The organism is Pseudomonas sp. TSO6 (assembly GCF_056098905.1).
Window position 1 is genome coordinate 15,185 of the sequence record NZ_JBLZWV010000060.1, and the last position, 11,884, is coordinate 27,068.

General features: G+C 64.4%; 9 protein-coding genes. 4 read left to right on the forward strand and 5 right to left on the reverse strand.

Annotated elements, in window-relative coordinates:
* Positions 1 to 49 precede the first annotated feature (49 nt).
* The 5 genes from relA to ACN6NG_RS23175 all read right to left on the reverse strand — a co-directional run bounded on the left by relA (position 50) and on the right by ACN6NG_RS23175 (position 6,919).
* Positions 50 to 2,290 carry a GTP diphosphokinase gene (gene relA, locus ACN6NG_RS23155; protein ID WP_019473071.1) on the reverse strand — a complete coding sequence of 747 codons (2,241 nt, stop codon included), beginning with the start codon at positions 2,288 to 2,290 and terminating at the stop codon, positions 50 to 52.
* Between the two features lie 96 nt (positions 2,291 to 2,386).
* The gene (gene rlmD, locus ACN6NG_RS23160; RefSeq protein WP_232877186.1) at positions 2,387 to 3,745 is read right to left on the reverse strand and encodes a 23S rRNA (uracil(1939)-C(5))-methyltransferase RlmD; all 1,359 of its coding nucleotides are present in this window, start codon (positions 3,743 to 3,745) and stop codon (positions 2,387 to 2,389) included.
* The gene (cysM, locus tag ACN6NG_RS23165) at positions 3,746 to 4,645 is read right to left on the reverse strand and encodes a cysteine synthase CysM (protein ID WP_353457275.1); all 900 of its coding nucleotides are present in this window, start codon (positions 4,643 to 4,645) and stop codon (positions 3,746 to 3,748) included.
* Positions 4,646 to 4,804: 159 nt separating this feature from the next.
* The gene (locus ACN6NG_RS23170) at positions 4,805 to 6,196 is read right to left on the reverse strand and encodes a sensor histidine kinase (protein WP_353457276.1); all 1,392 of its coding nucleotides are present in this window, start codon (positions 6,194 to 6,196) and stop codon (positions 4,805 to 4,807) included.
* Between the two features lie 3 nt (positions 6,197 to 6,199).
* The gene (locus ACN6NG_RS23175) at positions 6,200 to 6,919 is read right to left on the reverse strand and encodes a response regulator transcription factor (RefSeq protein WP_232877173.1); all 720 of its coding nucleotides are present in this window, start codon (positions 6,917 to 6,919) and stop codon (positions 6,200 to 6,202) included.
* 193 nt (positions 6,920 to 7,112) lie between these two features.
* On the opposite strand from ACN6NG_RS23175, the gene ACN6NG_RS23180 reads away from it, so the two are divergent.
* The 4 genes from ACN6NG_RS23180 to ACN6NG_RS23195 all read left to right on the forward strand — a co-directional run bounded on the left by ACN6NG_RS23180 (position 7,113) and on the right by ACN6NG_RS23195 (position 11,799).
* Complete coding sequence (locus tag ACN6NG_RS23180; RefSeq protein WP_474316437.1) at positions 7,113 to 9,866, forward strand: response regulator; 2,754 nt, start codon at positions 7,113 to 7,115, stop codon at positions 9,864 to 9,866.
* A gap of 73 nt (positions 9,867 to 9,939) precedes the next feature.
* The gene (locus ACN6NG_RS23185) at positions 9,940 to 10,929 is read left to right on the forward strand and encodes a 2-hydroxyacid dehydrogenase (protein ID WP_474316438.1); all 990 of its coding nucleotides are present in this window, start codon (positions 9,940 to 9,942) and stop codon (positions 10,927 to 10,929) included.
* Positions 10,930 to 10,960: 31 nt separating this feature from the next.
* Positions 10,961 to 11,398: a hypothetical protein gene (locus tag ACN6NG_RS23190; RefSeq protein ID WP_016501120.1), complete on the forward strand. Its 438-nt coding sequence runs from the start codon at positions 10,961 to 10,963 to the stop codon at positions 11,396 to 11,398.
* Positions 11,395 to 11,799, forward strand: a complete 405-nt coding sequence (locus tag ACN6NG_RS23195; protein WP_063424706.1) for an META domain-containing protein — start codon at positions 11,395 to 11,397, stop codon at positions 11,797 to 11,799. Before ACN6NG_RS23190 ends, ACN6NG_RS23195 begins: the two co-directional genes overlap by 4 nt.
* Positions 11,800 to 11,884 lie beyond the last annotated feature (85 nt).

Here is an 11,884-nt window from a genome sequence, read left to right on the forward strand (position 1 = left end):
GTAACGTACCTGTGGGAGCGGGTTTACCCGCGAAGCAGGCGCCCCGGTCTCAAGGGGTTCTATTACGCCGCGTCTCGATGATGTTCGGCAACTGCGAAATTCGTCCCAGCAGGCGCCCCAGCGCGTCCAGGCCCGGAATCTCGATAGTCAGCGACATCAGCGCCGTGTTGTCTTCCTTGTTCGAGCGGGTGTTCACCGCCAGCACGTTGATCTTCTCGTTCAGCAGCACCTGCGACACATCCCGCAGCAGCCCTGGGCGGTCGTAGGCGCGGATGACGATGTCGACCGGGTAGGTCTGCACCGGGATCGGCCCCCAGCTCACCTGGATCATGCGCTCCGGCTCCTTGCCCGCCAGTTGCAGCACCGAGGCGCAGTCCTGGCGGTGGATGCTCACGCCTCGGCCCTGGGTGATGTAACCGACAATGGCATCGCCCGGCAGTGGCTGGCAGCACCCGGCCATCTGCGTCAGCAGGTTGCCGACCCCCTGAATCTGGATGTCACCACGCTTGCCGGTACGCGGCCCGGTAGGCTTGCGCGGCACCAGCTCGATCTGCTCGATACGCTCGGGCTCCAGCAACTGCTGAGCGGCGTTGACCAGGTGGGCCAGGCGCAGGTCGCCCGCGCCGAGCGAGGCGAACATGTCCTCGGCGGTCTTGACGTTGGTCTTCTCGGCCAGCCGTTCGAAGTCCACCTGCGGCAAGCCCAGGCGGCTGAGCTCGCGCTCGAGCAAGGTCTTGCCGGCGGCGACGTTCTGGTCACGCGCCTGCAGTTTGAACCAGTGCACGATCTTGGCCCGCGCCCGCGAGGTGGTGACGTAGCCCAGGTTGGAGTTCAACCAGTCACGGCTGGGGTTGCCGTGCTTGCTGGTGATGATCTCCACCTGCTCACCGGTCTGCAGGCTGTAGTTCAGCGGCACGATACGGCCGTTGATCTTGGCACCCCGGCAGTTGTGGCCGATTTCGGTGTGCACACGGTAGGCGAAGTCCAGCGGGGTCGCCCCTTTGGGCAGGTCGATGGCGTGGCCGTCAGGGGTGAACACGTAGACCCGGTCCGGCTCGATGTCGACCCGCAACTGCTCGACCAGGCCACCGATGTCGCCCAGCTCTTCGTGCCATTCCAGCACCTGGCGCAGCCAGGAGATCTTCTCTTCGTAATGGTTGGAGCTGGGCTTTACGTCGGTGCCCTTGTAGCGCCAGTGGGCACAAACCCCCAGCTCGGCTTCTTCATGCATGCCGTGGGTGCGGATCTGCACCTCCAGCACCTTGCCCTCGGGGCCGATGACTGCGGTGTGCAGCGAGCGGTAGCCGTTTTCCTTGGGGTTGGCGATGTAGTCGTCGAACTCTTTGGGGATGTGCCGCCACAGCGTGTGCACGATACCCAGCGCGGTGTAGCAGTCGCGAATTTCCGGCACCAGCACGCGCACTGCACGCACGTCGTAGATCTGGCTGAATTCCAGGCCTTTGCGTTGCATCTTGCGCCAGATCGAGTAGATATGTTTCGCCCGGCCGCTGATGTCGGCATTGACGCCCGTGGCCAGCAGCTCGTTCTGCAGCTGGTTCATCACGTCGCTGATGAAGCGTTCGCGGTCCAGCCGGCGCTCGTGCAGCAGTTTGGCGATCTGCTTGTACTGGTCGGGTTCGAGGTAGCGGAAGGACAGGTCTTCCAGCTCCCACTTGATGTGGCCGATACCCAGGCGGTGCGCCAGCGGCGCATAGATGTCGAATACCTCACGCGCGACACGCAGGCGTTTCTCGTCGTCGGCGGCCTTGACCGCACGGATCGCGCAGGTACGCTCGGCCAGCTTGATCAGTGCCACACGCACATCATCGACCATGGCCACGAGCATCTTGCGCAGGTTCTCGACCTGCGCCTGCGAGCCCAGCACCAGCGACTGCCGCGGGCTGAGGCTGGCGCTGATGGCGGCCATGCGCAACACGCCGTCGATCAGCTTGGACACCACCGGACCGAACCGCTGGCTGACCTCGGCCAGGGTCACCTTGCCCTCGCGTACCGAACGGTAGATGACCGCGGCCACCAGGGAATCCTGGTCCAGCTTGAGGTCAGCCAGGATTTCGGCAATTTCCAGGCCCGCCTGGAAGCTGGACGTACCGTCCGCCCAGGAATGCTTGGCCGGGTTGCCCTTTTTCTCGATCTCATGGGCAAACTCGCAGGCTTCTTTGAGCGCTGCGCGATCCAGTGCCGAATCGACGCTTACCACATGGTCCAACCATCCTTCGAGATTGATACTGCCGTCGGTGTTGACCGGCTGGTGCACTCTCACCTGTACCATCTTTGTTTTACCTTTCCATACAGCGCACCACACGGGTGCGCTGGCGATCACCGTGTGGCTGCCATTCCATGGAAGCCACACCAAGGGGCCAGTCTGCTAGCCCGCTTCGAATAACGCCATGGCCTCGACATGCGCCGTTTGAGGAAACATGTCGAGAATCCCGGCCCTTTTTAACCGGTACCCCTGGCCGACCAGCACCTGCGCGTCTCGCGCCAGCGTGGCCGGGTTGCACGATACGTAAACCAGCCGTTTGGCCTGGAGGCGTGCGATGCCTTGCACCACCTCGAACGCACCGTCGCGCGGTGGATCCAAGAGTACCGCAGAAAAGCCCTCGGCGGCCCATCCGGTGCCTGCCAAAGGCTGCGATAAATCGGCCTGAAAAAACCGTGCGTTATGCACATTGTTGTTCCGGGCATTGGCCGCAGCCCGATCGACCATGGCCTGTACACCTTCGACAGCCACTACCTCGCGGGCCTTGCGGGCCAGCGGCAGGGCAAAGTTGCCCAGGCCGCAGAACAGGTCCAGCACCCGCTCGTCGGCCTGCGGCGCGAGCCAGCCCAGGGCCTGCTCGATCATCGCCGTGTTGACCTGGGCATTCACCTGCACGAAGTCACCTGGGCGCCAGGCCAGCTCAAGCTGCCACGGCGCCAGGGCAAAGCCCAGTTGCGCGGCAGGGTCCACCGGCGCCGGCTCATCTTCACCTTGCAGCCACAGCTGGGCATTGGCCTGTTCGCAGAACGCCTGCAACTTTGCCAGGTCTTCTGCCGGCAGCGGCGCAACGTGGCGCACCAACACTGCCTCGGCGGTGCCACTGAACAGTTCCACGTGGCCCAGCGCCTGCGGTTTGCTCAACGAGCGCAGCACCGTCGGCAAGTGGCGCAGAATGGACTGCAAGGGCTGTACCAGCACTGCGCAATCGTCGATGGCAATGATGTCCTGGCTGGCTTCGGCACGGAAGCCCACCTCCAGCTGACGCGCTTTGACGTCCCAGCGCACGGCCACACGGGCTCGGCGCCGGTAGCCGAATTCCGGCCCGCTCAGAGGTGCGGCCCATTCCTCGGGTTGCACGCCGGCCACCCGCTGCAGTTGCTCGGCAAGGGTGCGCTGCTTGAGCGCCAGCTGCGCATCATGCGGCAGATGCTGCAGGTTGCAGCCACCACAGCGCGCATAATGGCGGCACGGTGCCTCACGGCGCTCGGGGCTGGCCTGCAGCAGCCGCTCCAGGCGGGCCTCGACCACTTTGCCACGGGCGTTGAGCACCCGCGCCTCCACGGCCTCACCGGCCAGGGCACCACTGACGAACCAGGTACGCCCGTCGAGGAAGGCGATGCCACGGCCGTCACCGGCCAGGCGCTCGATGTCCAAGCGCTGCTTCTTGCCCACGGGGACCTGGGGGGTGCGGTTGCCGCCGGCCGGCTGGAAGCGCAGGCCACTGTTGCTTTTTTTCTTGGACATTTAGCTCGGATCAAACAGGCCGGTGGACAGGTAACGGTCGCCGCGGTCGCAGATGATCGCGACCATCACGGCATTTTCCACTTCGCGGGAGAGGCGCAGCATGGCTGCAACCGCACCACCTGAGGACACGCCGCAAAAAATGCCCTCTTCACGGGCAAGGCGGCGGGTGGTTTCTTCGGCTTCCTGCTGCGACATGTCGACCACGCGGTCGACGCGGGTGGCGTCGAAGATTTTCGGCAGGTATTCCTCGGGCCAGCGGCGAATGCCCGGAATGGCCGAGCCTTCCATAGGTTGCAGGCCGATGATCTGTACCGCCGGATTCTGCTCCTTGAGGTATTGCGAGCAGCCCATGATGGTGCCGGTGGTACCCATGGAGCTGACGAAATGGGTAATGTTGCCCTGGGTCTGCTGCCAGATCTCAGGGCCGGTGCTGTTGTAGTGGGCAATCGGATTGTCGCCGTTGGCGAACTGGTCGAGCACCAGGCCGCGGCCTTCGGCCTGCAGCTTCTCGGCCAGGTCGCGGGCGCCTTCCATGCCCTCCTCCTTGGTCACCAGGATCAGCTCGGCGCCATAGGCGGTCATGGCGGCCTTGCGCTCGGCGGTGGAGTTGTCGGGCATGATCAGGATCATCTTGTAGCCCTTGATCGCCGCCGCCATCGCCAAGGCGATACCGGTGTTGCCGGACGTGGCTTCGATCAGGGTGTCGCCGGGCTTGATCTGGCCCCGCAGTTCGGCGCGGGTGATCATAGACAGCGCCGGGCGGTCCTTCACCGAGCCGGCAGGATTGTTACCTTCGAGCTTGAGCAGGAGGGTGTTGCTGGTTTCACCAGCAATGCGCTGCAGGCGAACCAGGGGCGTATTGCCGACGCAATCGGCGATGGTTGGGTACTGCAAGGTCATGGTGTATTTCACAATCCGGACGGCAGGGGCGCCTATCATACCGGCAAACCCCTCGCGGCCATATCACGCAATCTGTGGTCCATATAGCTACAAGCTATATCGATGATCCGCAGCGTCCTCTTCGCGGGCTCGCCCGCTCCCACAGGGATCGCGCTGCACTCAGGATAAATGCTGTACCTGTGGGAGCGGGTTTACCCGCGAAGGGGCCGGCACATGTAACGGCAATCGCATCCACAGCCGCAGCCCATGCTTGCCATTCTGCGCCCACAAGGTGCCGCCCTGGCGCTGGATGGCACTGCGGGCGATGCTCAAGCCCAGGCCAAAACCACCATCCCCCGGCCGAGAACCGTCCAGCCGCGAGAAGGGTGCGAAGATCCGCTCCAAGTCTTCTTCAGCCACACCGCCACCCTCGTCCTCCAGCCACAGCCACCAATAACTGCCTTCGCGCTGCCCACCCAGGCGCACCACGCCCTCGGGCGGCGAGTGACGAATGGCATTGCGCAAGATGTTTTCCAGCGCCTGGGCCAGATGGTTGAGGTTGCCTTGCACCCAGCAGTCGGCCGGTACTTCGCAGCGCAGCCGCGCGGGCGACCAACCACTCTCGTAGCTGGCATTTTCGGCCAGCAATTCCCAAAGCGCGTGGAGTTCGATGGGTTCCAGGTTCATCGGCGCACGCTCGGCGTCCTGCCAGGCCAGCTGCAGGGTGTCCTCCACCAACTGCTGCATGCAGTCCACTTCACGGGTCAGGCGCTCGCGCAGGCGCTGCAGGTCGGTTTCGCCGTCGCAGGCCACCCGTAACCGGCTCAATGGCGTGCGCATTTCGTGGGACAGGTCGCGCAGCAACTGCTGCTGCATGGCCACCGTGCCCTGCAGCCGCTCGGCCATCTGGTCGAAAGCGCGGGCCAGCTCGCCCAGTTCGTCATGCCGGGCAATGGTGCGCGAGTCGAGGCGCGCCGATAGCTGATCGGCGCGCCAGGCATTGGCCTGCTCACGCAGCTGGTTCAGCGGCACGATCAACATACGGTACAGGCCCACGCACAACAGCAAGGTGAACAGGCCAGGGATGATGCCGTTGGTGACGATGCGCCACAGCAACCGGTACTGGTCCGGGTTGAACCGCTGCGGCAGTTCGATCACCAGCATGCCCTCCTCCGGTGCCCCCGGGAACGGTATGCGTACCCACGGCTGGTCGACGCTGCGCCGGCTCATCGGCCAGTCGACACCGCGCAGGCGCGTCAGCCGCTGCATGATCTGCGGATTGAGAGTAGCGCTGTCGAGCGGTCGCAGGTTGATATCGAGCACGCCAACCCAGCCCCGTTCGCGCTGGTGCATCGCCGTCACCCACTGGTCCAGCCCTTCCCGCCCACCGCTGCGCCACGCCTGCTCAGCCTCACTGGCGTAGCCTCGCAGCGTCTGCCGCGCCGGTTCCGAGAGGAAGGCATTCTGGATCTCCATGTGCCGGCCCCACGTGTAACTGAGGCCGATCATCAGCAGGCAAAAGCCCACCAGCAGGATGGCCAGCTTCCAGAACAGCGAATGGCGGTCAAGCATGGCTCACTCTGCCTCGCCGGTGCTGAGTACGTAACCCTTGCCCCACACGGTACGGATCTGCCGCTCGTGATAGTCGATGCCCTTGAGCTTGCGGCGGATCTGGCTGACGTGCATGTCCAGGCTGCGGTCGTGCCGCGAATAGCCGCGCTGCAACACCTGCTGGTAAAGGAACGGCTTGCTCAGCACATCATCGAAGTTGCGGTTGAGGATGTCGAACAGCCGGTACTCGCTGGGGGTCAGGCCTGCCAGGCGGCCATTCAGGCGTACATCGCACAGCCCCTCGTCGAACTGCAGCTCGCCGCAGGCAGCCTGCTCCTGCGGGGCTTGATGACGGCGTTCGAGGGCCACCCGGCGCAGGATTGCCTCGATGCGCACCTGCAGCTCGGCCATGCTGAAGGGCTTGGGCAGGTAATCGTCGGCCCCGCGCTGGAAGCCACTGATGCGGTCGGCCTCGGCACCCAGCGCCGACATCAGGATCACCGGCGTAGCGCTGCGCTTGCGCAGCTGCGCCAGGGCGTCCAGGCCGTTCAGACCGGGCAGCAGAATATCCATGAGCACCACATCGAAAACCTCGCGACCAGCCGTTTCCAGGCCCTCCAGCCCATTACGGCACCAGGTGACCTGGAAGCCGCCACGTTGCAGCTCTTCATGCAGGTAGGCACCCAGGACCGGGTCATCCTCGATGGCGAGGATATTGGAGTTGTAAATAGCTACAGGATTCATTGGCAACTGCCATGCATTCTCAATTGCGCAATTATTGAGTATCCACTACCGGTCAGGCAACCGCCCTGCGACCAATGCCCCGGCAACAACGCAAAACAGCGACTAAAGAGGTGCAATAGCGCTGCAGGCGGAGTAACTTCCCGGCTTGGCCGTCATCGCTTGACGGCTTCCAGGCACATCACAGGAGGCGAGTGTGCTCGATCGCTTGGGAATCCGCAGCCGGGTTCTGCTACTGGCCCTGCTGCCTGCCGGCCTGATGGCCCTGGTGCTGGGCAGTTACTTCACCTGGCTGCAACAGAACGACCTGCGCACCCAGCTGTTGCAACGCGGCAAGATGATCGCCGAGCAACTGGCGCCATTGGCTGCGCCCGCCATGGCCCGGCTTGCGCCCGCACAACTGGAGCGCATTGCCGCGCAAACCCTGGAGCAGGCCGACGTACGCGCCGTTGCCTTCCTGGCCCCGGACCGCACGCGCCTGGCACACGCCGGCCCGAGCATGCTCAACCAGCCGCCAAGCGGCGGTACCGGCACGCAATTGCTGCAGCGCAGCGGCAATGACGCCACCCGCTATTTGATGCCCGTATTCGGCCACCACCGCGACCTCGCCACCGATGCCGTGCCGGCCGAAGCCGAGCGCCTGCTAGGCTGGGTCGAGATCGAGCTGTCACACGACGGCACCCTGCTGCGTGGCTACCGCAACCTGTTCACCAGCCTGTTGCTGATCCTTGCCTGCCTGGTTCTCAGCGGCCTGCTGGCGCTGCGAATGAGCCGCACCATCAACGACCCCATCGAACGCATCAAGCACGCGGTCAATCAGCTCAAGGACGGCCACCTCGAAGAGCGCCTGCCGACCATGGGCAGCCACGAGCTGGACGAGCTGGCCCGCGGCATCAACCGCATGGCCGAAACCCTGCAAAACGCCCACGAAGAACTGCAGCACAGCATCGATCAGGCCACCGAAGACGTACGCCAGAACCTGGAAACCATCGAAATCCAGAACATCGAGCTGGACATGGCGCGCAAGGAGGCCCTCGAGGCCAGCCGCATCAAGTCTGAGTTCCTGGCCAACATGAGCCACGAGATCCGCACCCCGCTCAACGGCATCCTCGGCTTTACCCATCTGCTGCAGAAAAGCGAGCTGACGCCACGTCAGCTGGACTACCTGAACACCATCGAGAAATCCGCCGACAACCTGCTGGGGATCATCAACGAGATCCTCGACTTCTCCAAGATCGAGGCTGGCAAGCTGGTGCTCGACAGCATTCCGTTCAACCTGCGCGACCTGATCCAGGACACGCTGACCATCCTCGCCCCGGCCGCCCACGCCAAGCAGCTGGAATTGCTCAGCCTGATCTACCGCGACACCCCGTCTTCGCTGATCGGCGACCCGCTGCGGCTCAAGCAGATCCTCACCAACCTGGTCAGCAACGCCATCAAGTTCACCCGCGAGGGGACCATAGTCGTGCGGGCCATGCTCGAAGACGAGCACGAAGACAGCGCGCAGCTGCGCATCAGCGTGCAGGACACCGGTATCGGCCTGTCGCCGCAGGAGGTGCGCACGCTGTTCCAGGCCTTCAGCCAGGCCGACAACTCGCTGGCCCGCCAACCCGGCGGCACAGGGCTGGGGCTGGTGATATCCAAGCGCCTGATCGAGCAGATGGGCGGCGAAATCGGTGTCGACAGCACCCCGGGCGAGGGCTCGCAGTTCTGGATCAGCCTTAACCTGCCCAAAGCCCACGACGACCTCGAGGAGCAGCCGATGCAGCCGCTGCTGGGCCGCCGCGCAGCCATCGTCGATGGCCACGAGCTGGCGCGCCAGGCGCTGGAGCACCAGCTGGAAGACTGCGGCCTCAGCGTTAGCCTGTTTGCTTCCTACGACCAGTTGCTGCAGGCGGTTCAGGCTGCCAGCCAGGCCGGCCTGCCGTTCGAGTTCGCCGTGCTCGGGGCCAACCTGGGCAACCTTTCGCCCGAGCAACTGGGCCACTACCACCAGCAGCTTGAACGTTACCACTGCCAGTGCGTGGTGTTGTGCCCGACCACCGAGCAGGCGCTGTACCACCCGTACCTGCCCAACGGCCATGGCCAGTTGCTATCAAAGCCCACCTGCACCCGCAAACTGCGCCGCCTGCTGATGGAACTGGTGCAACCGCGCCGCCCGCAGAGCGAGGCACAGAGCCTCAACAGCCAGCGCCAGCCGAAGGTCCTCTGCGTCGACGACAATGCCGCCAACCTGCTGCTGGTGCAGACCCTGCTCGAAGACCTGGGCGCCGAGGTGCTGGCCGTCGACAACGGCTATGCAGCGGTACAGGCCGTGCAGGATGAACCGTTCGACCTGGTGCTGATGGACGTGCAGATGCCCGGCATGGACGGCCGTGTCTGCACCGAGCAGATCCGCCTCTGGGAAAACACCCAAAGTGGCAACCCATTGCCGATAGTCGCCCTTACCGCCCATGCCATGGCCAACGAAAAACGCGCCTTGCTGCACGCCGGCATGGACGACTACCTGACCAAGCCGATCAGCGAGCGGCAACTGGCCCAGGTGGTGATGAAGTGGACCGGCCTGAGCCTGGGCGTGCCGCAACAGGCGCAGGCCGAGCAAGCGACCAGCAGTGATGACCTGAAGGTGCTCGACCCCGAAGAAGGCCTGCGCCTGGCGGCGGGCAAGGCGGACCTGGCGGCCGACATGCTGAGCATGCTGCTTTCGTCGCTGGACGCGGACCGCGATGCCATACGCGCTGCTCGCGAGGCGGACGACCGCGACCGCCTGATAGAACAGGTACACCGCCTGAACGGTGCCTCGCGCTATTGCGGCGTGCCGCAGCTGCGCGCCGCGTGCCAGCGCAGCGAGACCTTGCTCAAGCAGGAACACCCACAGGCGCAGCAAGCGCTGGATGAGCTGGACGGCGCAATCAGCCGGCTGGCGGCGCAGGGCAGACTAAGTGCCTGAACGGATAGATTCGGCGCTCGATCTCACGGGCAGCGGCCAACACAAGGCATGTACCACAAAGGAAACCTTCACCATGCGCACCCTGTTGTTCAGCAGCCAGCATTACGACCAGGAAAGCTTTACCCAGGCCGCCCGCGGCAGCGCGCTGGAGCTGCATTTCCAGCCCGCTCGCCTGACCCTCGACACCGCCGCCCTGGCCAGTGGCCATGAAGTTGTTTGCGCCTTTATCAATGACGAACTCGACGCCCCGGTGCTCCAGCACCTGGCGGAAGGCGGCACACGCCTGATCGCCCTGCGTTCGGCCGGCTACAACCACGTCGACCTGGCCGCTGCCAAGCGCCTGGGCCTTGCCGTGGTGCGCGTGCCAGCCTACTCGCCACACGCCGTGGCCGAACACGCCGTGGCGCTGATCCTGGCCCTCAACCGGCGCCTGCACCGGGCCTACAACCGCACCCGCGAAGGCGACTTCACCCTGCACGGGCTGACCGGTTTCGACCTGCATGGCAAAACCGTCGGCGTGGTCGGCACCGGCCAGATCGGCGTTGCCTTCGCCCGCATCATGGCCGGCTTCGGCTGCCAATTGCTGGCCTACGACCCTTACCCCAACCCGGAGCTGCTGGCCCTCGGCGCGCGCTACCTGACCTTGCCCGAGCTGCTGCGCGAAGCCCGTATCATCAGCCTGCACTGCCCGCTGACCGAGCACACCCGGCACCTGATCAATGCACAAAGCCTGGCCCAGCTGCAGCCCGGCGCCATGCTGATCAATACGGGCCGTGGCGCACTGGTCGACACCCCGGCACTGATCGAGGCGCTGAAAAGCGGCCAGCTTGGCTACCTGGGCCTGGACGTCTACGAAGAAGAAGCCCAGCTGTTCTTCGAGGATCGCTCCGACCTGCCGCTGCAAGACGATGTGCTGGCCCGCCTGCTGACTTTCCCCAACGTGATCATCACTGCCCACCAGGCCTTCCTTACCCGCGAGGCGCTGGACGCCATTGCCGCGACCACGCTCGACAACATCAACCGCTGGGCGGCAGGCAATCCACAGAATCTGGTAATGGGTTAGTGCTAGGATACGCGGCATTTCTGGAGGACCCATGGTCGAGCACGATTTCCGCTACACCCTTTTCAACCCGCAACACACCCTGATCGAGTGCCGTGCACTGGTGCCGGGCCGCTATCAGGTCACCGGCAACGGTGGTTCGATGCATAAAGGCGACACCCTGCTGGTGACCCTCAAGGGCAGCAAGGATTTGTCCATGCGATTGACCGTGGACAGCGTGCGCCACCTGATCAACCCGCGCGGTCAGTGGGTCGCCGTGGCCAGCGGACCGGTGTTCAACGAACTGGAAATCCTTACCTGGCAGGTCGAGTGCGACAGCTGCGACGCTGTGCTGGATTTTGAATTTGCCGTGGACGCCAAGCTGGGCAAGAAAGCCCGTCAGCCCGCCGCCAGCGCACGCATTGCCGAACTGGGTTGGGCCAGCCGTGGCGAAAAACACCTGTGCCCGCGTTGCCAGGAGAGCGCCGAGTGAAGAATCTGCTGACCGGCGTGCTGATTGCCACCGGCCTGCTCGGCTGCGCCGCACAACCTTCAAAGCTGCAACAGGAGCGCAGCTACGTGCTGGAGTGGATTGGCGAACGCCCGCTGATCGACTACAGCCACCTGACCCTGACCCTGGCCAGCGACGGCCGCGCCTACGGCAATGGCGGCTGCAACCACTGGTTTGCGCCGTATACGCTGGAGGGCGAGCGCCTGAGCTTCGGCAAGGTCGGCAAGACCCGCAAGCTGTGCGCGCCGGCGTTGATGGAGCAGGAAAAGCGCTTTTTGCAGGCGCTGGAAACGGTAGAGCGCTGGGATGTGTCGCCGGTGGAGCAGATGCGCTTCTGGCCGGCCGAAGGCAAGCCGCTGCGGCTCTGGCCAGAGGAAGGCTGAATCACTATACCTGCACCGGCCCTATCGCCGGCAAGCCAGCTCCCACAGGTACTGCACAGGGTTCATATGCTGTGCAGTAACTGTG

Bases quoted from the DNA above. Each gene is read 5' to 3' on its own strand.
- relA (WP_019473071.1), bottom strand. From the start codon at position 2,290: ATGGTACAGGTGAGAGTGCACCAGCCGGTCAACACCGACGGCAGTATC.
- ACN6NG_RS23170 (WP_353457276.1), bottom strand. From the start codon at position 6,196: ATGCTTGACCGCCATTCGCTGTTCTGGAAGCTGGCCATCCTGCTGGTG.
- cysM (WP_353457275.1), bottom strand. From the start codon at position 4,645: ATGACCTTGCAGTACCCAACCATCGCCGATTGCGTCGGCAATACGCCC.
- ACN6NG_RS23190 (WP_016501120.1), top strand. From the start codon at position 10,961: ATGGTCGAGCACGATTTCCGCTACACCCTTTTCAACCCGCAACACACC.
- ACN6NG_RS23185 (WP_474316438.1), top strand. From the start codon at position 9,940: ATGCGCACCCTGTTGTTCAGCAGCCAGCATTACGACCAGGAAAGCTTT.
- ACN6NG_RS23175 (WP_232877173.1), bottom strand. From the start codon at position 6,919: ATGAATCCTGTAGCTATTTACAACTCCAATATCCTCGCCATCGAGGAT.
- rlmD (WP_232877186.1), bottom strand. From the start codon at position 3,745: ATGTCCAAGAAAAAAAGCAACAGTGGCCTGCGCTTCCAGCCGGCCGGC.